At 41.6% G+C, this 25,574-nt stretch carries 23 protein-coding genes and 1 other annotated feature (1 of these 24 cut by a window edge); of the genes, 19 read left to right on the top strand and 4 right to left on the bottom strand.

All coding sequences use genetic code 11. From position 1 onward, the window contains the following. Nucleotides 1-253, top strand: a binding site (T-box leader) (it extends 2 nt beyond the left edge of the window). 110 nt (nucleotides 254-363) lie between these two features. The 13 genes from ilvB to yihA all read left to right on the top strand — a co-directional run bounded on the left by ilvB (nucleotide 364) and on the right by yihA (nucleotide 17,742). Beyond that, complete coding sequence (gene ilvB, locus K8L98_RS18690) at nucleotides 364-2,082, top strand: acetolactate synthase large subunit (RefSeq protein WP_223437054.1); 1,719 nt, start codon at nucleotides 364-366, stop codon at nucleotides 2,080-2,082. Continuing rightward, on the top strand, nucleotides 2,079-2,597 hold the full coding sequence (gene ilvN, locus K8L98_RS18685; protein WP_223437052.1) for an acetolactate synthase small subunit: 519 nt from the start codon (nucleotides 2,079-2,081) through the stop codon (nucleotides 2,595-2,597). Before ilvB ends, ilvN begins: the two co-directional genes overlap by 4 nt. Nucleotides 2,598-2,626: 29 nt before the next feature. After that, the gene (ilvC, locus tag K8L98_RS18680) at nucleotides 2,627-3,649 is read left to right on the top strand and encodes a ketol-acid reductoisomerase (protein ID WP_223437050.1); all 1,023 of its coding nucleotides are present in this window, start codon (nucleotides 2,627-2,629) and stop codon (nucleotides 3,647-3,649) included. Beyond that, nucleotides 3,636-5,180, top strand: a complete 1,545-nt coding sequence (locus K8L98_RS18675; protein WP_223437048.1) for a 2-isopropylmalate synthase — start codon at nucleotides 3,636-3,638, stop codon at nucleotides 5,178-5,180. Before ilvC ends, K8L98_RS18675 begins: the two co-directional genes overlap by 14 nt. A 26-nt stretch (nucleotides 5,181-5,206) precedes the next feature. Then, nucleotides 5,207-6,319, top strand: coding sequence for a 3-isopropylmalate dehydrogenase (gene leuB / locus K8L98_RS18670; protein ID WP_223437046.1), 1,113 nt, complete (start codon nucleotides 5,207-5,209; stop codon nucleotides 6,317-6,319). A 65-nt stretch (nucleotides 6,320-6,384) separates the two neighbouring features. Beyond that, nucleotides 6,385-7,824, top strand: a complete 1,440-nt coding sequence (leuC, locus tag K8L98_RS18665) for a 3-isopropylmalate dehydratase large subunit (protein ID WP_223437044.1) — start codon at nucleotides 6,385-6,387, stop codon at nucleotides 7,822-7,824. Beyond that, entirely contained in the window at nucleotides 7,796-8,392 is a 597-nt protein-coding gene (gene leuD / locus K8L98_RS18660; RefSeq protein ID WP_223437042.1) for a 3-isopropylmalate dehydratase small subunit, read from the top strand. The genes leuC and leuD overlap by 29 nt, the downstream gene beginning before the upstream one ends. An 81-nt stretch (nucleotides 8,393-8,473) precedes the next feature. Then, complete coding sequence (locus K8L98_RS18655) at nucleotides 8,474-9,484, top strand: tetratricopeptide repeat protein (protein ID WP_223437040.1); 1,011 nt, start codon at nucleotides 8,474-8,476, stop codon at nucleotides 9,482-9,484. A 242-nt stretch (nucleotides 9,485-9,726) separates the two neighbouring features. Continuing rightward, nucleotides 9,727-11,013, top strand: a complete 1,287-nt coding sequence (tig, locus tag K8L98_RS18650) for a trigger factor (RefSeq protein WP_223437038.1) — start codon at nucleotides 9,727-9,729, stop codon at nucleotides 11,011-11,013. A gap of 427 nt (nucleotides 11,014-11,440) precedes the next feature. Continuing rightward, a complete protein-coding gene (gene clpX / locus K8L98_RS18645; RefSeq protein WP_223437036.1) occupies nucleotides 11,441-12,706 on the top strand; it encodes an ATP-dependent protease ATP-binding subunit ClpX in 1,266 nt (421 codons plus the stop codon). 174 nt (nucleotides 12,707-12,880) lie between these two features. Then, nucleotides 12,881-14,542: an ATP-dependent protease LonB gene (gene lonB, locus K8L98_RS18640; RefSeq protein WP_223437034.1), complete on the top strand. Its 1,662-nt coding sequence runs from the start codon at nucleotides 12,881-12,883 to the stop codon at nucleotides 14,540-14,542. Nucleotides 14,543-14,827: 285 nt separating this feature from the next. Beyond that, nucleotides 14,828-17,152: an endopeptidase La gene (gene lon, locus K8L98_RS18635; RefSeq protein WP_223437032.1), complete on the top strand. Its 2,325-nt coding sequence runs from the start codon at nucleotides 14,828-14,830 to the stop codon at nucleotides 17,150-17,152. Then, nucleotides 17,149-17,742: a ribosome biogenesis GTP-binding protein YihA/YsxC gene (gene yihA / locus K8L98_RS18630; RefSeq protein ID WP_223437030.1), complete on the top strand. Its 594-nt coding sequence runs from the start codon at nucleotides 17,149-17,151 to the stop codon at nucleotides 17,740-17,742. Before lon ends, yihA begins: the two co-directional genes overlap by 4 nt. Nucleotides 17,743-17,843: 101 nt before the next feature. On the opposite strand, the gene K8L98_RS18625 is transcribed toward yihA, so the two are convergent. Continuing rightward, a complete protein-coding gene (locus tag K8L98_RS18625; RefSeq protein ID WP_223437028.1) occupies nucleotides 17,844-18,329 on the bottom strand; it encodes a LiaF transmembrane domain-containing protein in 486 nt (161 codons plus the stop codon). 213 nt (nucleotides 18,330-18,542) lie between these two features. Between K8L98_RS18625 and hemA the strand changes: the two genes are divergently transcribed. Genes hemA through hemL form a run of 6 tightly spaced genes read left to right on the top strand, consistent with a single transcriptional unit; the run spans nucleotide 18,543 to nucleotide 24,802 of the window. Then, nucleotides 18,543-19,898 (top strand): glutamyl-tRNA reductase, encoded by a 1,356-nt coding sequence (gene hemA, locus K8L98_RS18620; RefSeq protein ID WP_223437026.1) that lies wholly within the window; start codon nucleotides 18,543-18,545, stop codon nucleotides 19,896-19,898. A gap of 18 nt (nucleotides 19,899-19,916) precedes the next feature. Continuing rightward, nucleotides 19,917-20,750: a cytochrome C assembly family protein gene (locus K8L98_RS18615; protein ID WP_223437024.1), complete on the top strand. Its 834-nt coding sequence runs from the start codon at nucleotides 19,917-19,919 to the stop codon at nucleotides 20,748-20,750. 42 nt (nucleotides 20,751-20,792) lie between these two features. After that, a complete protein-coding gene (hemC, locus tag K8L98_RS18610) occupies nucleotides 20,793-21,725 on the top strand; it encodes a hydroxymethylbilane synthase (protein ID WP_223437022.1) in 933 nt (310 codons plus the stop codon). Next, on the top strand, nucleotides 21,725-22,510 hold the full coding sequence (locus K8L98_RS18605; RefSeq protein ID WP_223437019.1) for a uroporphyrinogen-III synthase: 786 nt from the start codon (nucleotides 21,725-21,727) through the stop codon (nucleotides 22,508-22,510). The genes hemC and K8L98_RS18605 overlap by 1 nt, the downstream gene beginning before the upstream one ends. A 6-nt stretch (nucleotides 22,511-22,516) precedes the next feature. Continuing rightward, nucleotides 22,517-23,497 (top strand): porphobilinogen synthase, encoded by a 981-nt coding sequence (gene hemB, locus K8L98_RS18600; protein ID WP_223437018.1) that lies wholly within the window; start codon nucleotides 22,517-22,519, stop codon nucleotides 23,495-23,497. Between the two features lie 18 nt (nucleotides 23,498-23,515). Beyond that, complete coding sequence (gene hemL / locus K8L98_RS18595) at nucleotides 23,516-24,802, top strand: glutamate-1-semialdehyde 2,1-aminomutase (RefSeq protein ID WP_223437016.1); 1,287 nt, start codon at nucleotides 23,516-23,518, stop codon at nucleotides 24,800-24,802. Between the two features lie 72 nt (nucleotides 24,803-24,874). Here hemL and K8L98_RS18590 read toward each other — a convergent pair whose 3' ends face one another. The 3 genes from K8L98_RS18590 to K8L98_RS18580 form a co-directional block, all read right to left on the bottom strand. Continuing rightward, nucleotides 24,875-25,054 (bottom strand): hypothetical protein, encoded by a 180-nt coding sequence (locus K8L98_RS18590; RefSeq protein WP_223437014.1) that lies wholly within the window; start codon nucleotides 25,052-25,054, stop codon nucleotides 24,875-24,877. A gap of 55 nt (nucleotides 25,055-25,109) precedes the next feature. After that, nucleotides 25,110-25,277: a hypothetical protein gene (locus K8L98_RS18585; RefSeq protein ID WP_223437012.1), complete on the bottom strand. Its 168-nt coding sequence runs from the start codon at nucleotides 25,275-25,277 to the stop codon at nucleotides 25,110-25,112. 89 nt (nucleotides 25,278-25,366) lie between these two features. After that, on the bottom strand, nucleotides 25,367-25,555 hold the full coding sequence (locus K8L98_RS18580) for a CsbD family protein (RefSeq protein WP_223437011.1): 189 nt from the start codon (nucleotides 25,553-25,555) through the stop codon (nucleotides 25,367-25,369). Nucleotides 25,556-25,574: the final 19 nt, after the last annotated feature.

Below are 25,574 nucleotides of genomic sequence, written 5' to 3'. Positions count from 1 at the left end.
TAAAACGCTGAAGAGGAAAAGTAGCTTAGAAAACAAGGATCTAAAGAGAGCTGGTGGAGCTGAGAACCGGTGGTCCCTTTTTAAGTGAACTCGCCTCTGAGTGCTGATTTGAAGTTTAGTAGAATCAGCCGGGTGTCTTTTACACAGCACTCGTTATTAAAAGAAAGCCATGAGCTTTCATAAGGTGGTCTAATGCAGACCATGAATAAGGGTGGTACCGCGAAAAGTGTTTTCAAACCTTCTCGCCCCTTTGACTCACATTACACGTGGGCAATATTGGGGCGGGGAGGTTTTTTATTTTGAAATAATCAGATGAAAAAATAAGGCTTTAGGTGATAGCGGGAAAAAAGGAGGCAATAATCAATGAGTATGAAGGTACAATTGGATGCAAATTCTGCCAAGTGTACGAAAACGATGTCCGGGGCCATGATGATGATTGAAGCTTTAAAACGGGAGAAAGTAGAGATGATTTTTGGTTATCCGGGAGGGGCTGTTCTTCCAATCTATGACAAACTCTATAACTCTGGCATGTATCACATTTTAACAAGGCATGAGCAAGGCGGAATTCATGCAGCTGAGGGCTATGCGAGAGTTTCAGGCAAACCTGGAGTCGTCATTGCAACCTCAGGGCCAGGCGCAACGAACCTGATTACTGGACTTACGGATGCTATGATTGATTCCCTGCCGCTGGTTGTATTTACAGGTCAGGTTGCATCTTCCGTCATTGGAACAGATGCTTTCCAGGAAGCGGATGTAATTGGAATCACAATGCCGATTACTAAGCATAATTATCAAGTCCGGGATGTAAATGATTTTCCGCGCATCATCAAGGAAGCTTTTCATATCGCAACAACAGGAAGACCCGGTCCGGTACTCATCGATGTTCCAAAGGATATCGCAGTAGCGGAAGGGATTTTCAACTACGACACTCCCGTTCATCTTCCGGGATACCAGCCAAAAACGGAACCGAATTATCTTCAAATCAGAAAGCTTGTCGAAGCAGTCAGCAGTGCTAAAAAGCCGGTCATTTTAGCCGGAGCAGGAGTGCTTCATGCTAAAGGAAGCGAGCTGCTGAAAGAATACGCCGAACAGCAGCACATACCAGTCGCAAACACACTGCTTGGTCTGGGAAGTTTTCCTGCAGATCATCCTCTCTTTCTCGGAATGGCCGGAATGCACGGTACATATACCGCAAACATGGCGTTATATGAATGTGATTTATTAATCAGTGTCGGTGCACGGTTTGATGACAGGGTAACAGGGAACTTAAATCATTTTGCCAAAAATGCAACGATTGCCCATATTGATATCGATCCTGCTGAAATCGGCAAAGTGGTTGAAACCAAAATTCCAGTTGTTGGCGATGCAAAGCTTGTTCTTGAAAATCTCATTCATCAAAACGGCAAACGAAGCCAGCATGATGAATGGTATACAGCCTTACAGAATAATAAAAAGTCCTTGCCATTATGGTACAAAAAATCAGATGAAGAGCTTAAACCTCAGCATATGATTGAACTCATTCATGAATGGACAAATGGTGAGGCGATTATTACTACAGATGTCGGTCAGCATCAAATGTGGGCAGCGCAGTACTACCGCCTGCAGCAGCCGAATCGCTGGGTTACATCCGGGGGGCTCGGCACAATGGGATTCGGATTGCCGGCAGCTATTGGAGCCCAGCTTGCTGAAAAGGATGCTAATGTTATCGCAATCCTTGGAGACGGCGGTTTCCAAATGACTCTTCAGGAACTATCTGTTATCCACGAACTTAATTTGCCGGTTAAAGTGATTTTACTGAACAACGGAGTGCTTGGAATGGTCAGACAGTGGCAGGAAATCTTCTATGAAGAAAGATATTCGCAATCTGTTTTTCAATCGCAGCCTGATTTCGTGAAATTAGCGGAAGCATACGGAATGAAGGGACTGAAAATTCAGACTGAAGAAGATTTTCCGGCTTTCAAACAGGCTCTTTTATCGAATGAACCTGTTCTGTTTAACGTAAATGTAAGCCAGATGGAAAATGTATACCCGATGATTGCTCCAGGAAAAGGATTACATGAAATGGTGGGTGTTAAACCGTGAAGCGAATTCTTACGCTTACAGTCAACAATCGCTCAGGGGTCCTTAACAGGATTACCGGTTTATTTACAAAAAGACATTACAATATTGAAAGCATCACAGTCGGGCATGCAGAAATTGAAGGAATCTCAAGAATGACCTTTGTCATTCACGTTGAAGACGAAAAGGAAGTTGAACAGATTACAAAACAGCTGAATAAACAGATTGATGTTTTAAAAGTGCAGGATATAACAAATCAATCGATTGTCGCCAGAGAGCTCGCCCTCATAAAAGTAATCGCACCTCCAGCGACAAGAATGGAAGTTCAGGGTGTGATTGAGCCTTTCAGGGCAACAGTTATTGATGTAAGCCGTGACAGTGTAGTTGTTCAGGTTACTGGCGAAGCAGAAAAAATTGAAGCAATCATTGATCTATTAAGGCCTTATGGCATCAAAGAAATTGCCAGAACCGGCACAACTGCTTTCACTAGAGGAACACAGCGTTCTGCAAATAGCGCTAAAACATATTCAATCGTCTAACTAATTGACATTAAAAGGAGAGAATGGACATGGTAAAAGTATATTATAACGGTGATGTTAAAGAGGAAGTATTAGCAGGTAAAAAGGTTGCAGTGATCGGTTACGGCTCACAGGGGCATGCTCATGCACTGAACTTGAAAGACAGCGGAATTGATGTAGTAGTCGGCGTTCGCAAAGGAAATTCATTTAACAAGGCTGCTTCAGACGGAGTAGAAGTTACAACGGTTAAAGAAGCAGCAGCTCAAGCAGATGTAGTGATGGTGCTCTTGCCTGACGAACAGCAGCAAAAAGTATATGAAGCAGAAATCAAAGACCAGCTGCAGCCAGGAAATGCATTAGTATTTGCACACGGATTTAACGTTCACTTTAATCAGATTGTTCCCCCTGAATTTGTAGACGTATTTTTAGTTGCTCCTAAAGGTCCGGGACATCTTGTCAGAAGAACGTTTGAGGACGGTGCCGGTGTTCCTGCATTATTCGCAGTCCATCAGGATGTAACAGGCGAGGCAAAGGATCTTGCATTAGCCTATGCAAAAGCAATCGGAGGAGCTCGAGCAGGAGTGCTTGAAACTACCTTTAAAGAAGAGACGGAAACAGACCTTTTCGGAGAGCAGGCAGTTTTATGCGGAGGATTAACATCTCTTGTAAAAGCTGGATTTGAAACATTAGTAGAAGCGGGATACCAGCCAGAGCTTGCATACTTTGAGTGTCTGCACGAGCTGAAGCTGATTGTTGACCTTATGTATGAAGATGGAATGGCGGGAATGAGATATTCAATTTCAGATACAGCACAATGGGGAGACTTCGTATCTGGACCAAGAGTTGTAGATGAAAGAGTAAAAGAATCAATGAAGGAAGTCTTGCATGATATTCAATCCGGTAAATTTGCAAAAGACTGGATCATTGAAAACCAAGTCAATCGTCCTCAGTTCAACGCAATCAACAATCGTGAAAATGAACATCAAATTGAGGTAGTGGGGAGAAAGCTTCGTGAAATGATGCCATTTGTTAAGCCAAAACGGAAAGAAGTGGTCGCAAGTGCGAAAAATTAACTTATTTGATACAACGCTAAGAGATGGCGAACAATCAGCAGGAGTCAATTTAAATGCAAAAGAAAAACTGCAGATTGCTTTTCAGCTTGAACGTCTTGGTGTTGATATTATGGAGGCCGGGTTTCCGGCTTCCTCAAAAGGAGATTTTTCAGCTGTACAGGAGATTGCAAGAAGCATTAAAAATTGTTCTGTTACAGGACTTGCAAGATCATTGAAAACGGATATCGATGCAGCATGGGATGCATTGAAGGATGGTGCACACCCGAGGCTTCATGTATTCCTTGCGACATCGCCCATTCATATGCAATATAAATTAAAGCAGTCTCCGGAGCAGGTAATTAAAACAGCAGTTGAATCCGTTAAATATGCATCGAAGTTCTTTCCGCTTATTCAATGGTCTGCAGAAGATGCATGCAGAAGCGAGCTTCCATTTTTGGCGAAAATCGTTGAAGAAGTGATTGCAGCTGGTGCAAATGTGATTAATATTCCGGATACGGTGGGCTACATTAACCCAAAAGAATACGGAGAGATTTTTCAGTATTTGAAATCAAATGTCAAGGGCATTGAGAACGTCATCTTATCAGCACATTGCCATGATGATCTTGGAATGGCTGTTGCGAATTCCTTGGCAGCCATTGAAAATGGAGCAGGGCAAATTGAAGGTACGATTAATGGAATAGGTGAACGTGCAGGGAATGCATCACTTGAGGAAATCGGCGTTGCCCTCCATATTCGTTCAGATTACTTTGGTGCAAAAACCAATATGAAGCTGGATGAGATCAAGAAAACAAGCGATTTAGTAAGCAAGCTGACAGGAATGATGATTCCGCCGAATAAAGCTGTTGTCGGAAAAAACGCCTTTGCCCATGAATCAGGTATTCACCAGGATGGTGTACTGAAGGAAAAAACGACATACGAAATTATTTCTCCGGAGCTTGTAGGAGTCGGCACTAATTCAATGGTTCTTGGAAAGCATTCAGGACGTCACGCATTTAAAAGCAAGCTGATCGAGCTTGGCTTCAATGTAACGGAAGAAGAATCACATAAAATCTTTAAAACGTTCAAAACACTGTCTGAGAAGAAGAAAGAATTCACAGACGAAGATATTGCCGCACTTGTAATAGAGGAAAAAGTTGAAAGAAGCGAGGATATGTTTGAACTAGTATCCCTTCAGGTCCAGTACGGAACAACCCAGGTCCCTACTGCTACAGTTACTTTGAAAAACCAGGAGCAGCAGCTTGTACAGGAAGCAGCTACTGGCGGAGGCAGTGTAGAAGCCATCTACAATACTCTTGAAAGGTGCACAGGTTTTTCTATTAAACTTCAGGACTATCGGATTCAATCAAACAGCAGCGGCCGGGATGCTTTTGCTCAAGTCTTTGTAAAAGTCATGGTCGGAGGCGTTGAATCAAGCGGCAGGGGAATGGCGCAAGATGTTCTTGAAGCCTCTGCGAAAGCCTATTTGAACGCTGTAAATCGAATTCTTATTTTAAAGGCTCAGGCCCGGGAAAGTCTAAAAGCTACTGTTTAATAAAATCATGAAGGAGGCAGAGATAAATGGAGAAGAAAATTGCATTATTGCCGGGCGACGGTATTGGAAAAGAAGTTATGGATGGTGCAGTGGAAATTTTAAAAGCGATTGAAGAACATTACTATCATCGTTTTCATTTTCAATATGGATTAATTGGAGGAGCGGCGATCGATGAAATGAATTCTCCGCTTCCGCAGGAAACGCTGCAAATGTGCAGAGAATCTGACGCAGTTCTGCTTGGTTCAGTAGGAGGGCCGAAATGGGATAAGAATCCGTCTCATTTAAGACCTGAAAAAGGGCTGCTTGCTCTTCGGAAGGAGCTTGATTTGTACGCTAATCTCCGGCCTGTTGAAACAGTTGAGAGCCTGCTCGATTCCTCTCCTCTTAAACGGGAGTATGTGGAAGGCGTCGACTTCATGATTGTCAGAGAATTAACAGGCGGTCTTTATTTTGGAAAACCAAGCGAACGGTATGTGAAAAACGGGGAGCACACGGTAGTGGATACTCTGTTTTATAAGCGGGATGAAATGGAACGCATCATTGAAAGAGCCTTTCAGCTAGCGCAGGGAAGGAAAAAGAAAGTGACTTCTGTTGATAAAGCGAATGTTTTAGAATCAAGCCGAATGTGGAGGGAAGTTGCTGAAGAAGTTGCAATGAAATTCCCTGATGTAGAGCTTCAGCATATGCTAGTCGATCATGCAGCGATGGCGCTTATTCATAATCCAAAACAATTTGATGTGATTGTAACGGAAAATATGTTTGGCGATATTTTAAGCGACGAGGCTTCCATGCTAACCGGATCCCTTGGAATGCTGCCATCAGCTAGCTTGAGTGCAACTGGACTCCATCTTTATGAGCCCGTTCATGGCTCGGCACCTGATATTGCGGGTGAAGACAAAGCAAATCCTGTCGCCATGATTTTGTCAGCAGCTATGATGCTGAGACACTCCTTCCAAATGGAAGAAGAGGCGGAAGCGATCGAAAATGCTGTCAAACATGTACTGGATTCCGGCAAAAGAACGGCGGATTTAACAAGAAAAGGAGAAACACCGCTTTCTACTACCAAGCTTATTGAAGAAATTAAAGAAGCACTTGCGGATGATCATGCCATTTTAAACATTATGGAAGCTTATGCATAACTTTTACGGCGCTTTTCATCTATATGAAAAGCGCCAATCTTTTAAACTTTAAAGGGGGTATTCATTTGAAAGCCAGAACAATAGTAGAAAAAATATGGGATGATCATGTTGTCTATCGGAAAGACGATCAGCCAGATCTTCTGTATATAGATCTGCATCTGATTCATGAGGTCACCTCCCCGCAGGCGTTTGAAGGTTTAAGGCAGAACGGAAGAAAGGTAAGAAGGCCTGCAAATACGTTCGCTACCATGGATCATAATATTCCAACGGTTAACCGATTTGAGATTAAAGATGAAGTTGCAAAACTTCAGGTAAGCGCACTTGAGGCCAATTGCCGTGAATTTGGAATCAGGCTTGCTGACCTTAGCAGTACAGATCAGGGAATTGTGCATGTAATCGGACCTGAGCTTGGACTTACGCTGCCTGGTAAAACAATTGTTTGCGGAGATAGTCATACATCTACACATGGTGCCTTTGGGGCACTGGCATTTGGAATTGGAACTAGTGAAGTAGAACATGTGCTGGCAACACAAACACTGTGGCAGCAAAAACCGAAAACATTAAACATCCATATAAACGGCTCCTTGAAAAAAGGGGTAACAGCAAAAGATGTTATTTTATATATAATCGGTTCATTCGGGGTGCGTTTTGGAACTGGATATGTCATTGAATTTACAGGTGAAGCGATTGAAAAGATGTCGATGGACGAACGGATGACGGTCTGCAATATGTCAATTGAAGCAGGAGCTCGTGCTGGACTCATTGCTCCTGATGAAACAACTTTTGCATATATTGAAGGCAGGGAATTTGCACCAAAGGGAGAAGACTTGAAGGAGGCAATTGCCTATTGGCAAAACCTGAAAAGTGATCCAGGGGCAGAATATGACGATAAAATCGCCATTGAAGCTGCCGATATATCTCCAATGGTTACCTGGGGGACGAATCCGGGCATGGCTGTAGCTGTTGATCAAAAAGTGCCGAACACAAGCATGTTCAATAAGGTGGAAGAGAAACAGGAAGCGGAGAGAGCTTATTTCTATATGGGTCTTGAACCAGATACCAGGGTACAGGATATTGAAATAGATTATGTGTTTATCGGATCCTGCACAAATTCCAGAATAACAGATCTGCGCCAGGCTGCAGATGTTATTAAGGATAGACAGGTAAATCCATCTGTAAGAGCGATCGTCGTTCCCGGTTCTCAAAAAGTGAAGCTTCAGGCAGAAGAAGAAGGCCTTCATCATATTTTTATTAACGCAGGATTTGAATGGCGTGAATCAGGCTGCAGCATGTGTTTGAGCATGAATGATGATATTGTGCCTGAAGGGAAACGCTGTGCTTCAACGTCAAATCGAAATTTTGAGGGCAGACAGGGAAAAGGGGCAAGAACGCATCTTGTCAGTCCGGCCATGGCTGCAGCGGCAGCGATTTACGGCAGATTTGTAGATGTCAGAGAACTAACAGGAGGGATTGCAAGTGGAAGCATTTCAAGTGCACAAAGGTAAACTTGCTGTTTTAAACAGGTCGAATGTCGATACAGATCAAATTATTCCGAAGCAGTTCTTAAAAAGGATTGAACGGACCGGATATGGGAGATTTGCTTTTTTTGACTGGAGATATTTAAATGACGGCACAGAAAATCCTGAATTCGAACTGAATAAGCCTGAAGCAGCAGGTGCAAGCATCTTAGTTGCAGGAGAGAATTTCGGCTGCGGATCATCCAGAGAGCATGCTCCTTGGGCACTTGGGGATTATGGATTCAAAGTCATCATTGCCCCTTCTTTTGCAGATATTTTTCATCAAAATTGCCTGAAAAATGGATTGCTTCCTATTAGAATAGAAGAACATTTTCATCAGCAGTTAATTGAGAAGAGCTCAAATCCTCAATTTGAGTGCACGATTGACCTTGAAAAACAAGAAATTCGCGAAGGAGAAACAGTTCTTTATACGTTCACGGTCGATCCATACTGGAAAGATATGCTGCTGAACGGACATGATGAAATTTCCCTTACTTTCATGTATGAAGAACATATTGCGGATTATGAAAAATCAAGAAGAGTCTGGATGCCGTAAATCCGGGCTCTTCTTTTCTTGTTTTCTAAACCGTCCATTGGTACACTTGTAGGCAAATAGCAAGCCGGAGATGATCCTATAATGATGGATGGAAAAAAACAGAGAAAAGTTATTCCCTTTCCTAACTTAAGCGAGCGGTTAGTTGATAAAGGATTGGAAGCCCTGAAAAATAAACAGTTTAAAGAAGCACTCTCCCTCTTTTATGAAGTACTGGAGCTTGGAGAAGAAAGGGCTGAGATTCATCTCGGAATCGCATTATGCCTGATGGAGCTTGGAGAGCTTGAAGAAGCAAAGTCCGTTTGCCGGAAAATGCTCCACGAAGATATCGGAGACTATTTTACCGTGCTGCAGGTTTATTTGACGGTCCTTATTCAGCTCAGACAATACAGCGAAGTGCAGCAGACCATAGAGGCTGTGCTTCAGGAAAATCAGCTGCCGCATGATCAGGCCGAGCATTTTTACAAGCTTCTTGATTTCAGCAGGAAGATGACGGAGGACGATGATTTTCCGATTGATGATGACGAGGAAGATGAAAGCTATACAGAACCGAGGAATTTGCTTGATACGATTAATCAGCAGGTTGCCTATGTTCAATCCTTAAAAGACCGCAATGTATCAAGACACATGCAGCAGCTTCAATCCATCTTAAAGAATGCAGGCAGCCATCCTGTTGTTCAATCAATGATTCTCCATTTGCTTATGGAGAATGAGGTGGCAAAAGAAGTGAAAATTGTTAAGTTCGGCAAAACGATGTCGCTGATTCCTGCAGAGCTTGAAGACTTATCAGAGCTTCCGTTTACCAAGAAAGTACTGAATGTGCTGGATGATATTCTTGGTCAGGAGAATCCTGCGCTGTTTGAAGCAGTAAAAGAAGTATGGATCCGCCATTTGTATGTGTTATTTCCATTTTTGCCTGAACCTGCCGAAGCGAGGCTGTGGGCAGCTGCTCTTCATTATGCCGGCTATGAAATGCACGGCATTGCCGCACCTGCAGAAGAGGTCAGCTATTTATATGAAGTAAAAGAAAATAGGCTGATTGAAGCATCAAGAAAAATTTATGAAATAGAAGAAATTTCTTATTTGCAAATCTAACGTAAATGTTGAAAGGAATTTTTTCTATGTTATAATAAAATGGTTGTAAAATGATGATCCGCCGTACATAAAGGAATGTACCCTTATGCGTGCAGACATCATACACTACACTGGCCGATTTAGTAAATCATCTACATAAGGGTATAACAAAGGAAGCACTTGTTTAAAATGGACAAGGCATACTTTGCCAAACCTAACCTAGATTATGTCACTATTTCAATAGATTTTTTGGAGGGAAACATATGTCTGCAAAATGGGAAAAGTTAGAGGGTAATCAAGGCGTTCTGACAGTAGAAGTTGATGCGGAAACGTTCAGCAATGCCCTTGATGAAGCATTCAAAAAAGTATCAAAGCAAGTAAATATTCCAGGATTCCGCAAAGGTAAAGTACCACGCGGAATGTTCGAACAGCGTTTTGGCGTAGAGTCACTTTATCAAGATGCTTTAGATATCCTTCTTCCTGAAGTATATCCTCAAGCAGTTGAAGAAGCTGGCATCGATCCAATCGACCGTCCTGAAATCGATGTTGAACAAATCGAAAAAGGCAAAAACTTAATTTTCACTGCTAAAGTTGTTGTAAAACCAGAAGTGAAATTAGGCGAATACAAAGGCCTTGAAGTAGAAAAATTGAATGCAGAAGTATCTGAAGAAGATGTGGATGCTGAAATTAAAACATTGCAGGAGCGTCATGCTGAACTGGTTGTTAAAGAAGAAGGCGCTGTTGAAAATGGCGATACAGTCGTAATCGATTTCGAAGGATTCGTCGACGGCGAAGCATTCGAAGGCGGAACAGCTGAAAACTATACACTTGAAATCGGTTCTGGCTCTTTCATCCCTGGCTTTGAAGATCAGCTTGTAGGCCTAGAGGCTGGCGGAGAAAAAGACGTTGAAGTAACATTCCCTGAAGAGTACCATGCTGAAAACCTTGCTGGAAAGCCGGCAACTTTCAAAGTGAAGCTTCATGAAATCAAAGCAAAAGAACTTCCTGCTTTAGATGATGAATTTGCTAAAGACGTAGATGAAGAAGTGGAAAGTCTTGAAGCTTTAAAAGCTAAAACAAGAACTCGCCTGGAAGAAACTAGAAAAGCTGAAGCGGAAAACACACTTCGTGACTCACTTGTAGACAAAGCTTCTGACAATGCAGAAGTTGATATTCCTCAAGTATTAATCGAAAACGAAGTTAGCCGCATGATGCAGGAATTCGAACAGCGTCTTCAAGCACAAGGCATGAATCTTGAGTTATACTTCCAATTCTCTGGTCAAGATGAAGATGCATTAAAAGAGCAAATGAAAGAAGATGCTTCTAAACGCGTGAAGTACAATTTGACTCTTGAAGCAATTGCTAAAGCAGAAAACATCGAAGTTACTGATGAAGAAGTAGATGCTGAGATTGCTAAAATGGCTGAAATGTACAACATGCCTGTTGAAAACATCAAGCAAGCTCTTGGATCTTTAGAAGGATTAAAAGAAGATCTTAAAGTGCGCAAAGCAATCGACTTCCTTGTTGAAAACAGCAAAGAAGCTGCATAATAAATAGGAAAGAAACAAGGCGCGAAATGATTCGTGCCTTGTTTTGCAAAATAGATTTATTTTTAATCGCATTGGGTACTATATAATTACCGGATGCTACATACATATAAGGTTAAGAAAAAGATTCATTTTTTTGCGGGAGCAAGGATTTTAAAGCCAAAGAGCGAATTATAATATACAAACACTCTAATCTGCACAGGCAGAGTGGTTTTATTTCCTGTACTCTACATACTTATGGTACAATGCAATACATACCAATTTTTCAGGCTTTAACCGCTTCGGACCAGCGGATAAGGTAAGTTGCGTGATATTCATTCCCATTACCTTTATACTTAGGAATAAGAAAGATAATCCATCCAGAGCAGCTTCTCCTATAGATGAAGATGTATGGGTACTTTGATGATACAAAGATATAAGGGGTGAAAACATGTTTAAATTTAATGACGAAAAAGGTCAGCTGAAATGTTCGTTTTGCGGTAAAACTCAAGACCAGGTTCGTAAATTAGTTGCTGGACCAGGTGTCTATATATGTGACGAGTGCATTGAATTATGCACAGAGATCGTTGAAGAAGAACTGGGAACAGAAGAAGAAGTTGAATTTAAAGATGTTCCTAAGCCGAAAGAAATTCGCGAAATATTAGACGAATATGTCATTGGGCAGGAACAAGCCAAAAAGAGCCTTGCTGTAGCTGTTTATAACCACTACAAACGCATTAATTCCAACAGCAAGATTGATGAAGTAGAGTTATCTAAGAGTAACATCGCGATGATCGGGCCGACAGGAAGCGGAAAAACGCTCCTTGCTCAAACATTAGCACGCATTTTGAATGTTCCTTTTGCTATTGCTGATGCTACATCTTTAACGGAAGCCGGATATGTTGGGGAAGATGTTGAAAACATTCTTTTAAAATTAATCCAAGCTGCTGATTATGATGTAGAAAAAGCTGAAAAAGGCATTATATACATCGATGAAATTGATAAAGTTGCCCGCAAGTCTGAAAATCCGTCGATTACACGTGATGTTTCAGGTGAAGGTGTGCAGCAGGCACTTCTTAAAATTCTTGAAGGTACGGTTGCAAGTGTTCCACCGCAGGGCGGACGGAAACACCCGCATCAAGAATTCATTCAAATTGATACTACAAACATCTTATTTATTTGCGGCGGTGCCTTTGACGGCATCGAACAAATTGTTAAGCGCCGCTTAGGCCAAAAGGTTATCGGCTTCGGCTCTGACAAAAAAGATGATGAACTTGACCAAAAAATGCTTCTTTCAAAAGTACTTCCTGAAGATCTTCTGCGTTTCGGACTTATTCCGGAATTCATTGGCCGTCTGCCGATTATCGCAAGCCTTCAGCCATTAGATGAAGAAGCACTGATTGAAATTCTGACAAAACCTAAGAATGCTCTTGTTAAGCAGTATCAAAAAATGCTTGATTTAGATGGCGTAGAACTTGAGTTTGAAGAAAATGCGCTGATGGAAATTTCTAAAAAAGCAATTGAGCGCAAAACAGGTGCACGCGGACTTCGTTCTATTATTGAAGGACTCATGCTTGAAGTTATGTTTGAGCTTCCATCACGTGATGATATTACAAAATGCATCATTACTCCGGAAACAGTCACAGATAAAGTACCGCCTAAGTTAATACTGACTGATGGCACGGTTATTGAAGAAGATACGAAAACTTCTGCTTAATATTGAAAGCCTTGCGGGATTATCCCGCAAGGTTTTTTTGTATATTTTTCATTTGAAAGATTACGTGTTTTTATACATCAATATCTAAATTATAGTTAATTTATTCACGTTTATTCCGCAACACCCTCGGAGATACTAGCTTATAAACATGACATCGCAGTAGGAGGGACCACTATGAGCTGGACTGGAATTGCATTATTTGTGCAACTGTTTTTCGGGGTCATTATTGGCTTGTACTTTTGGAACTTATTAAAAAATCAGCGTACACAAAAGGTATCAATCGACCGCGAATCACGGAAAGAGATGGAGCAATTAAAAAAGATGAGATCGATTAAATTATCTGAGCCTCTGGCAGAAAGAGTTCGCCCTAAAAGCTTTTCAGATATTGTAGGCCAGGAAGACGGAATCAAGGCGCTTAAAGCAGCTTTATGCGGGCCCAATCCTCAGCATGTAATCATATATGGTCCTCCAGGAGTGGGCAAGACTGCGGCTGCAAGACTTGTGCTTGAGGAAGCGAAAAGAAATATGAAGTCACCATTTAAACCTGCAGCGGTTTTTATCGAATTAGATGCAACAACAGCACGGTTCGATGAAAGAGGCATTGCCGATCCTCTGATTGGTTCTGTACATGATCCTATTTATCAGGGGGCAGGCGCGATGGGCCAGGCCGGTATTCCCCAGCCCAAGCAGGGGGCTGTAACAAATGCGCACGGAGGCGTACTTTTCATAGATGAAATAGGAGAACTGCATCCGATACAGATGAACAAGCTGCTGAAAGTTTTAGAGGACCGTAAAGTCTTTTTAGAAAGTGCCTATTATAGTGAAGAGAATACTCAGATTCCAAACCACATTCATGATATTTTTCAAAATGGACTGCCTGCAGATTTTCGTTTAATCGGTGCAACGACCAGAACGCCAAACGAAATTCCCCCAGCAATCCGCTCACGGTGTCTGGAAGTCTTCTTCAGAGATTTGGAGCAGGCTGAGCTTGCGGTTGTAGCAAGAAAAGCAGCAGTCAAAGTTAATATGAAAGTAAGCGAGCCGAGCATAGCAACTTTAACTTCATATGTAAGAAACGGACGCGAGGTTGTTAACATGATGCAGATCGCAGCAGGCATGGCAATGACAGAAGACCGATCAGAAATCACGATGCAGGATATTGAATGGGTGGTAAGTTCAAGCCAGCTTACACCGAGATATGATAAAAAGATCTATGCGGATGCAAAAATAGGTCTCGTTAATGGACTTGCTGTTCACGGGCCGAATTCAGGTTCCCTGCTTGAAATTGAAGTGACGGTCATTCATGCCAAAGATAAAGGAAACATTAATATCACAGGAATTGTAGAAGAAGAAAGCATCGGAGACAGAGGCAAATCGGTCAGAAGAAAAAGCATGGCTAAAGGTTCAATTGAAAATGTCATAACTGTCTTGCGGTCAATGGGCATTAAAGCAGATGATTATGATATCCATGTAAACTTCCCAGGAGGCATACCTGTAGATGGGCCATCAGCGGGAATTGCGATGGCAACAGGCATTTTTTCGGCTATTCACAAAATTCCGGTTGATCATACTGTAGCCATGACGGGAGAGATCAGCATTCATGGCAGCGTAAAACCGATTGGCGGGGTTGTGCCGAAGATAAAAGCAGCTAAGCTTGCAGGTGCGAAAACAGTTATTATTCCGGCTGAGAATATGCAGTCGATACTAAAAACGGTTGAAGGCATACATATCATCCCGGTTACGAATTTGCAGGAAGTGTTCGATGCAGCTCTGCTTAATCCTCCAACCGAAGTGCCTGCGCCGATTACATCGTTAATAAAACAAGACCTCGGGTAATCTCGAGGTTTTTTAAGTGATAAAGGAAGTATAAAATTTTTGCTCATAAACACGGATTTTTCTGCCGGATTCTTATTTGTCTTCCTGCTCCTGAACGGATGATTACGCTTTTTTGATACACGGAAGTAATTTCTTTAGTCTTCTGAACGAGGAAAGGGTATACTACATAAGGTAACACTATATGATTTACAAATAGACACAATTTTGACGATGAGCTAGAATTGTACAAGAATGAACTCATTATATTATAATGATTGATACTATAGTCATGGAGGTGTATGAAAGTTGGCGAAAAAAGAAGATAAAATCGTCCCCCTCCTACCTCTTAGAGGATTGTTAGTGTACCCGACAATGGTACTTCACCTTGATGTAGGACGCGAAAAATCCGTACAGGCGCTAGAGAAAGCGATGATGGATGATCATATAATCTTTTTAACAACTCAACGTGATATTTCAATTGATGAACCAACCGAAGGCGATATCTTTTCAGTGGGAACATTAACGAAAATTAAACAAATGCTGAAGCTGCCTAATGGAACAATCCGTGTCCTTGTAGAAGGCATGCAGCGGGGGAAAATTACAAAATATGTAGATGAAGGTGACTACTTTTCAGTAGGTGCAGCCTCCTTAGAAGAGAGCACAGAAAAAGACGCTGAAGATGAAGCGCTCATGAGAACGCTGCTCGATCACTTTGATCAATACATAAAACTTTCAAAGAAAATTTCAGGCGAAACGCTTTCAACCGTTACAGATATTGATGAGCCCGGCAGAATGGCAGACATAATCGCTTCCCACCTGCCGCTTAAATTGAAAGAAAAACAGGAAGTGCTTGAAACTCTTGATATTAAAGAGCGGTTAAACCGTGTCATTGAAATCATTCACAATGAAAAAGAAGTCCTTCAGCTTGAAAAGAAAATCGGACAGCGTGTGAAACGGTCAATGGAGAGAACGCAGAAGGAATACTATCTCCGCGAACAAATGAAGGCCATTCAAAAAGAACTTGGCGATAAAGAAGGCAAAACGGGTGAAGTGGATGTTCTGAGCGAAAAGATTGAGAATGCCGGCATGCCGGATCATATCAAACTTACTGCTTTGAAAGAACTGGAACGCTTTGAAAAAGTACCATCAACCTCAGCTGAGAGTTCTGTCGTACGAAATTATCTGGAATGGCTTATCTCATTGCCGTGGTCTAATGCAACTGTTGACCGTCTTGATTTAAAACGTGCTGAAACGATTTTGGACGAAGATCACTACGGGCTTGAAAAAGTAAAAGACCGTGTGCTTGAATACCTGGCTGTTCAAAAACTGACAAACTCACTGAAAGGACCGATTTTATGCTTATCAGGACCTCCAGGAGTAGGGAAAACATCTCTTGCCCGTTCGGTTGCTAAATCTTTAGACAGGAACTTCGTGCGAATCTCGCTTGGAGGAGTAAGAGATGAATCTGAAATCCGCGGTCACCGCCGAACTTATGTCGGTGCAATGCCTGGACGCATTATTCAGGGCATGAAAAAAGCAGGAACCATTAACCCGGTTTTTTTACTGGATGAAATAGATAAAATGTCTAATGATTTCAGAGGAGATCCTTCTTCTGCCTTGCTCGAGGTGCTTGACCCTGAACAAAATCATACATTCAGTGATCATTATATTGAAGAGACCTATGATTTATCTAAAGTCATGTTTATTGCTACCGCCAATAACTTGTCAACAATTCCTGGACCACTGCGTGACCGAATGGAGATCATCACGATTGCAGGCTACACCGAAATTGAAAAAATCCATATTGCCAAGGATCATCTGCTGCCTAAACAGCTGAAAGATCATGGTTTGAAAAAATCGCACCTGCAAATCCGCGAGTCAGCCTTACAAAATATTGTTCGCTATCATACCCGCGAAGCAGGTGTCAGAAGTCTTGAGAGACAGCTTGCAGCGATCTGCCGAAAAGCAGCCAAACAAATTGTTTCAGAAGAACGCAAGAAAATTATTATTACAGATAAAAATCTTGCTGATTATTTAGGAAAGAACAAGTTCCGTTACGGTCAGGCTGAACTAGAGGATCAAATCGGAGTTGCAACCGGCCTGGCCTATACCACAGTAGGCGGGGACACTCTCTCAATTGAAGTTTCTTTATCACCTGGAAAAGGCAAACTGATTTTAACCGGAAAACTTGGCGATGTCATGAAAGAATCTGCTCAGGCAGCGTTCAGCTTTATCCGTTCACGGGCAAAAGAGCTGAATATTGATGAGAATTTCCATGAAAAACATGACATTCATATTCATGTTCCAGAGGGCGCCGTGCCAAAAGATGGTCCTTCAGCAGGAATTACCATGGCCACAGCGCTGATTTCAGCGCTGACAGGTAGGCCGGTAAGAAAAGAAGTCGGCATGACCGGAGAAATCACATTAAGAGGAAGAGTTCTGCCAATCGGCGGATTAAAAGAAAAAACGCTGAGTGCGCACCGGGCAGGATTAACAAAAATCATTATGCCAAAAGACAATGAAAAAGATATTGAAGATATCCCTGAAAGTGTCCGCAATGATTTAACATTTGTGCCTGTATCACATTTGGATGAAGTGCTGCAGCATGCGTTAGTAGGAGAGAATGAATGAAAGTAACAAGTTCCGAGATTGTCATTAGTGCAGTAAAACCCGAGCAATATCCAGATCTGGATTTGCCGGAAATTGCTCTTGCCGGACGATCAAACGTAGGAAAATCGTCGTTTATCAACAAATTGCTGAACCGGAAAAACCTGGCGCGGACATCATCCAAGCCAGGCAAAACCCAAACCTTAAATTTCTATATTATTAATGAAGTGCTTCATTTTGTCGATGTGCCGGGCTATGGCTATGCAAAAGTTTCTAAATCGGAGCGGGATGCATGGGGGAAAATGATTGAAACGTATTTCACAAAGCGCAGACAGCTTTGTGCGGCTGTTTTACTTGTAGACCTTCGCCATGCGCCTTCAAAAGATGATGTCATGATGTACGAGTTTCTCAAGCACCATGATATCCCGACAATTGTAGTTGCCACAAAAGCCGATAAAATTCCTAAAGGCAAATGGCAAAAGCATATGAAAGTTGTAAGAGAAACACTTGATAAGGATCCGAACGATCCGCTGATTTGCTTCTCTTCAGAAACTGGACAGGGTAAAGTAGAAGCGTGGTCTGCAATTGAGCATTATACAAATTTAAAGAAATAAGATTGAACCGGCCTCGCGGCTGGTTCTTTTTATAGGGAAAAGAAAACCAGCCGCAAGCTGCGGCTGGAAGTTCATCATTTAAATTCCTGGTCTTACATAATTTACTTTCTTTTAATAAATAATAAGTAAAAACCTCCAAGAATTAGCAGAACAGGCCAAAATTTCTGGATGACCTGCATCCCTTGTTCAACCCAGCCGAGCCCGTTTATAATCGAGTCAAATGAGTGGAGAAAAACGGCAAGCAGGAGTAAAATGAATCCTTGAAAATAGCCTGATTTGGTTTTTACTGCCCGCAGCAGCATGCCGAGTCCGATTATTAAGGTAATGGCAGGCGCGTGCTCGGGCCAATTTGGAAAACGTTCAATGCTATGAAAATGAATCCCGAGTCCCAGTAAGAGTATGCCGGGCAGGATGGCGCTGTCATCTTGATCGAAGTGACCGCCAATCAGAAACACCAGTCCAAACAGGATGAGCAATGTTTGCCAGGACTGCTGATTTTCAAACAGCTCGATTTGAAAGGTTTGCAGAAAGTAGTAAAATCCGATAGCAAGCAGTGCGAGAGCAGAGAAATTTGTCGATTTTTTCATTGATTTTCACCTCTAAATAGAACGATTTCCTTGATTGTAAGCACTTTTTTTGGTATTGTTCAAGGTGGACGAATATGTAACAGCTTTTGCTTTTAAATAGTATCATACCATAGACGAACAAGCTTTCAAGAACTGTTCACATTTAAAAAAAGAGAAAAATGCATGTCATGGTATAATGGTAATAGTATTCTTGTATGTGGGGTGTATAGGATCATGCATATTTTAGTTGTTGGCTTAAATTATAAAACTGCCCCTGTCGAAATTCGCGAAAAACTAACGTTTAATCCGAATGAGCTCGGAGATGCGATGAAAGCTCTGAAAGACAAAAAGAGCATCTTAGAGAATATCATTGTTTCGACTTGTAATCGGACAGAAATTTATACCATTGTGGACCAGCTTCATACTGGCCGTTATTATATTAAAGCATTTTTATCAGAGTGGTTTGGAATCGACAAAGATTCTTTTTCACCCTTTTTAACTATGTATGAAAATGATGGAGCAATCGATCATTTATTCAACGTTTCGTGCGGACTCGATTCTATGGTTCTTGGTGAAACCCAGATACTTGGACAAGTCCGGTCAAGCTTCTTGCTTGGTCAAACGGAAGACACAATAGGAACGGTTTTTCAGCACCTATTTAAACAAGCCATTACTCTTGCCAAAAAGGCACATTCAGAAACAGATATCGGTGCAAATGCTGTTTCAGTCAGCTATGCTGCAGTTGAGCTTGCAAAGAAAATCTTTGGTGATTTATCTAATAAGCATGTTCTTATTCTCGGTGCAGGCAAAATGGGAGAGCTCGCTGTGCAGAATCTTCACGGAAGCGGTGTGCGCAAAGTGACAGTCATGAACCGTACACTTGAAAAAGCGGAGAATCTGGCGATGAAATTCAGCGGCAGTGCGAAAAGCATGAGTGAATTGCAATGTGCTCTAGTAGAAGCAGATATTTTAATCAGCTCCACAGGCTCAAAAGATTTTGTTGTGACAAAAGACATGATGGCCGGAGTTGAGAAGATGAGAAAAGGCAAACCATTGTTCATGGTTGACATTGCGGTGCCCCGTGATCTTGATCCGGGACTGGATGAGCTTGAAAGTGTCTTCTTATATGATATTGATGATCTGCAGGGAATTGTGGATGCCAATCTTCAAGAAAGACAAAAAGCAGCTGAAGAGATTGGAATTATGGTTGAAGGTGAAATTGTTGCCTTTAAACAGTGGCTCAGCACACTTGGCGTTGTACCGGTTATTTCCGCTCTTCGACAAAAAGCTCTTGGTATACAGGCAGAAACAATGCAAAGCCTTGAACGGAAAATGCCAAACCTGACTGAACGTGAATTAAAACTTTTAAACAAACATACGAAAAGCATCATCAATCAAATGCTCCGTGATCCGATCTTGAAGGTGAAAGAATTGTCTGCAGATCCTGATGCAGATCACACGCTTGATCTCTTCATGAAAATCTTTGATATTGAAGAAGCGGTAGAAGAGCAAAAACGAAAAGAAAACTCAATTTCTTTAAGCAGCTCAAGAGCACCGATTGAGCAAGGAAAAGCTTCACTTCAATCGTAAGTGAGAGGAATTTGATTTATGCCAGAGATGAGTTTAACAAGAATCAATGAATTAATCATTATAATATATGCGTTTAGCGTTCTCTTTTTTTTCATAGATTTTATTCATAACAACCGGAAGGCAAACAAGACTGCCTTCTGGTTGCTTTCTATTGTTTGGCTGCTGCAAACAATTTTTTTGTTTTATCAAATGTTTACAACCGGAAGATTTCCAATTTTAAATATTTCTGAAGGCTTATACTTTTATTCGTGGGTGCTTGTTACACTTTCAGTTGTATTAAACCGTTTTTTGAGAGTAGATTTTATTATCTTTTTTACAAATGTTTTAGGGTTTATTATGCTCTCTATACATACATTTGCTCCTTCACAGTATGAATCTGCGGCTGTTTCGGGTCAGTTGATCTCTGAACTGCTGTTTATTCACATTACGATGGCGATCCTTTCATATGGCGCATTCACGCTGTCTTTCGTTTTTTCGCTGCTTTACTTGATTCAATTCAACCTGCTGAAAAAGAAGAAGTGGGGAAAGCAGTTACTTAGAATCGATGATTTAACAAAGCTTGATCATATGTCATATGTATTAAATGTCATTGGAGTACCGATGCTGTTATTAAGCTTAATTTTAGGGGTTATTTGGGCGTATTTAAAACTTCCAAATTTTCACTGGTACGATGCAAAAGTGCTTGGATCCTTTATGATGCTTCTCGTTTACAGCTTTTATTTATACAGCCGCATTGTCAAAGAGTGGCAGGGTAAACAGGTTGCTTACTTGAATGCAGCATCCTTTTTAATTTTATTGATTAATTTCTTTTTATTTGGAAGTTTATCCCGGTTTCATATATGGGATTCATAATAAATGCACCATACATCAGGCTGAAAGTTGGAGGTACTCATTATGCGCAAAATAATTGTAGGTTCTAGACGCAGTAAATTGGCTTTAACTCAAACGAACTGGGTGATCGATCAGTTAAAAAACTTAGGGCTGCCTTTTGATTTTGAAGTGCGTGAAATTGTGACAAAAGGCGATCAGATATTAGATGTGACACTGTCAAAGGTTGGCGGAAAAGGTCTTTTTGTTAAAGAAATTGAGCAAGCCATGTTTGACAGGGAAATTGATATGGCTGTACATAGCATGAAAGACATGCCCGCTGTACTGCCAGACGGGCTGACAATCGGCTGCATTCCTTTCCGTGAGGATCCGAGAGATGCGTTCATTTCAAAAAACCATGTAAAACTTTCAGAGCTTCCTGCCGGCGCAATTGTTGGTACGAGCAGTTTAAGAAGAAGCGCCCAGCTGCTTGCGATGAGACCGGACCTTGAGATTAAGTGGATTCGGGGAAATATTGATACACGTCTTGCAAAGCTTCAGCATGAAGAATATGACGCGATCATTTTAGCTGCAGCTGGTTTGGCCAGAATGGGATGGAGTCAGGATGTTGTAACAGAATTCTTAGATGCCAATGATTGTGTACCAGCAGTTGGACAAGGTGCACTTTCAATTGAATGCAGAGAAGATGATCACGAGCTGCTTGAACTCTTGTCTCATTTTACGGATGAAGCAACCAAGCTCGCTGTTTTGGCAGAGAGAACATTCCTCCACGTCATGGAAGGCGGATGTCAGGTTCCGATTGCAGGCTATGCTACAGTTGCTTTTGATAACGAAATCTCTCTTACTGCTTTAATTGCCTCACCTGACGGAAAAGAGATTTATAAAGAAAGAATCGTTGGAAAAGATCCAGAGGCTATCGGCAAAGAAGTATCAGACCGCCTGATTCAGCAGGGGGCAAAAGCCCTGATTGACCGAGTGAAAGAGGAGCTCGATCTATAATGGCTCCTGACCTCTCCGGAAAGAAAATTTTAATTACGAGAGAGCATACACAGGCGACCACTTTTGCCGAGAAAATTAAAAACGCCGGCGGAGTTCCCATTGTAACTCCGCTTATCCGTTTTGAAAAGGCAAAGAATGAAAAACAAATCCGTGAGATCATTGACCGCATAAGACCGAAGGACTGTCTTGTTTTTACAAGTACAAATGGTGTTGCTTACTTTTTTGACTTTCTGACAGAACATAAAATACATATAAGCAAATTTTCAGATTGCACCTTTGCCGCAGTCGGCAGAAAAACAAAGAAATTAATAGAAGACAGAGGCTTCCCGGTCACCATCATTCCAAAAGAATATGTGGCAGAGCAATTAGCCGAGGAAATTGCAGCTAAGACTGGTACAGAACAGCATATTTTCCTGTTCAGGGGAAATCTGGCCCGTGAAATATTAATCAAGAAGCTTACTCAGAAGGGCTTCTCCGTGACAGATGCCGCTCTGTATGAAACAATACATAATGTAAAAGATGGACAAACAATCGAGCGTTTACTGAAGCAAAATGAGCTCGATTATATTACATTTACAAGCTCATCAACCGTAGATGCTTTTATGAAAGTAATGAAAAACAGGGATCTGGATTCGCTGCTATATGGGGTTACTTTGGTAAGCATCGGACCAATCACGCATCAGACCCTGTCCAATTATGGATTTAATGGGATTGTATGTAATACATACACAATCGATGCCATGATAAATAGAATGAGAACTCATATTCAATCTGAAAGGAAATGAATAACTATGGATCTTCAATTTACAAGACACCGCAGACTCCGCACCACCAGCAGCATGAGATCAATTGTCCGTGAAACTCACCTGCATGCAGAAGACTTCATCTATCCAATCTTTGTAATAGAAGGAGAAAAGAAGAGAAATGAAGTAAAATCAATGCCTGGCGTTGAACAGATTTCACTTGATTATTTGGATGCAGAAATGCAGGAAGTATCTGATCTGGGCATTAAATCGGTTATCGTGTTTGGTGTTCCTGATGAAAAAGACGAGGTCGGTTCACAAGCCTATCATGATCAGGGGATTGTTCAGAGAGCGATTACTCAAATTAAAGAAAACTTCCCCGATTTAGTTGTCATCGCTGATACTTGTTTATGTCAGTTCACTGACCACGGGCATTGCGGCATTGTCAAAGAAGGCAAAGTATTAAATGATCCTACACTTGATCTGCTTGCGCGTACAGCTGTAAGCCAGGCAAAAGCAGGGGCTGACATTATCGCACCATCTAACATGATGGATGGATTTGTAGCAGCAATCCGCCACGGATTAGACGAAGCAGGCTTTGAAGATGTGCCGGTTATGTCATATGGAATCAAATATTCAAGTGCCTTTTACGGCCCATTCCGTGATGCTGCCCACAGCACACCGCAATTTGGCGATCGCAAGACGTACCAAATGGATCCGGCTAACCGCATGGAAGCTCTCAGAGAAGCAGAATCCGATTTAATGGAAGGCGCAGACTTTTTAATTGTGAAGCCTGCTTTATCGTATCTTGATATTATCCGTGATGTGAAAAACAACTTCAATGTTCCAATTGTTGCTTATAACGTAAGCGGAGAATATGCCATGATCAAAGCGGCTGCACAAAATGGCTGGGTTGATGAAAAAGCGATCGTGATGGAAATGATGATCAGCATGAAACGCGCGGGCGTTGATATGATTTTGACTTATCATGCAAAAGATGCTGCCCGCTGGCTTAAGGAACAACACTAATCGTAAGGGAGAATTCTTATGCGCAATTATGAAAAATCAAAGCAGGCATTTAAAGAAGCGCAAGGTTTGATGCCAGGCGGTGTAAACAGCCCGGTGCGCGCATTTAAATCGGTTGCGATGGATCCTATCTTCATGGAACGCGGTAAAGGCTCCAAGATATATGATATCGATGGAAACGAATATATTGATTATGTTTTATCATGGGGACCGCTTATTTTAGGTCATACAAATGATGAAGTGGTTGAATCGATAAAAAAGGTGACTGAATCCGGCACAAGCTTCGGTGCTCCTACATTAATCGAAAATGAACTGGCAAAGCTTGTGATCGAGCGCGTCCCTTCAATTGAAGTGATTCGGATGGTAAGCTCAGGAACAGAAGCAACCATGAGTGCATTGCGCCTTGCGCGCGGTTTTACCGGCCGAAACAAAATTCTCAAATTTGAAGGCTGCTACCACGGACATGGTGATTCTTTATTAATCAAAGCAGGGTCAGGTGTTGCAACACTCGGTCTGCCGGATAGTCCAGGGGTGCCGGAGGGGATTGCGAAAAACACGATCACGGTTCCTTACAATGATTTGGAAAGCGTCAAATACGCATTTGAACAATTCGGAGACGATATTGCAGGTGTGATTGTCGAACCTGTAGCAGGAAATATGGGAGTCGTGCCGCCGCTGTCAGGATTCTTGGAAAACCTGAGAGCAATCACAACTCAATACGGCTCTTTGCTTATTTTTGATGAAGTGATGACGGGATTCCGTGTGGATTATGGCTGTGCACAAGGATACTTCGGTGTAACTCCTGATATTACATGTCTTGGAAAAGTCATTGGCGGAGGATTGCCTGTTGGAGCGTATGGCGGACGTGCAGACATTATGAAGCAGATAGCACCAAGCGGACCAATTTATCAGGCAGGTACATTATCCGGAAATCCGCTTGCTATGACTGCAGGATATGCAACTTTAAAACAGCTGACACCAGATTCATATAAAGAATTTGGCCGCAAAGCAGATATTCTCGAAGAAGGCTTAACGGCTGCAGCGAAAAAGCATGATATTCCAATCACATTCAACAGAGCCGGCTCAATGATCGGTTTCTTCTTTACGAATGAAAAAGTAACAAATTTTGAGACTGCCAAAACATCTAATTTAGACTTTTTCTCGAAATTCTACCGTGAAATGGCAAATGAAGGTGTATTCCTTCCGCCGTCTCAATTTGAAGGTCTATTCTTATCTACAGCCCATACAGATGAAGATTTGAATAAGACGATTGATGCTGCAGAAAAAGCCTTTTCTAAATTAAAGTAAGAAAGTGAAACCTCTGAAGAAGACAGAGTGTTTGCTTAGAGGTGCAAATAAAAATATCATGCACACTTCATTTCATAGTTGAAAAGAAGTGTGCATTTTTAATGTCATTTCATATAAGAAAATCTTATGGAATAATGGATAACCGGAAGTTTTAGGGATTGCTGTGTCTGCGCGGTGCTTTACCGAAAAGCGGATAAAAAGATAAATGGCTTGGAGATAAACTCCAAGCCATTTTTCATAAATAATTGCCAAATTACTGTGTCCACCTCACAGGTGAAGCCGTTTAAGAAAATATAGGCGGTAGTTTTTATTTCTCTTTATAACCGGATTTCCGGCTTAACCACTTACTTGAAAAAATAATGGCGAGACCGATTAAGCCGACTGCAGCCATCAGCCAATCATCGACTATATTGAACCATAAAGGAATTTGAAGTAAAAAGATCAAACCAATGATAATAAAAAATAAGGGTTTCATAGAATCTCCTGTGTTTTTTCCTTTAGTATAGCAGTTATTTCATGAAATAAAAAAGAGAACCGGCTTTGGCCCGGCACTCTTTATGTACATTAATAACGGTGTGAATCTTCCTTCGCTTTTCCTGCAGCTTCTTGAATGCTGCCTTTCAGCTTATCTTTTTTGCCTTCCCGCTGCATGTTCGGATTGTCTGTTGCATTGCCGACCTGGTCCTTCACTTCACCTTTGGCCTGGTTTACCTTGCCTTTTACTTTATCGCTTAAACCTTGATCTTTTGACATTACAGATCACTCCTTTTTT

It is taken from the genome of Metabacillus dongyingensis, assembly GCF_019933155.2.
Classification (GTDB): Bacteria; Bacillota; Bacilli; order Bacillales; family Bacillaceae; genus Bacillus_P; species Bacillus_P dongyingensis.
The sequence above is the reverse complement of the archived record's forward strand: the minus strand, read 5'-3'. Positions and strand labels throughout refer to the sequence as shown.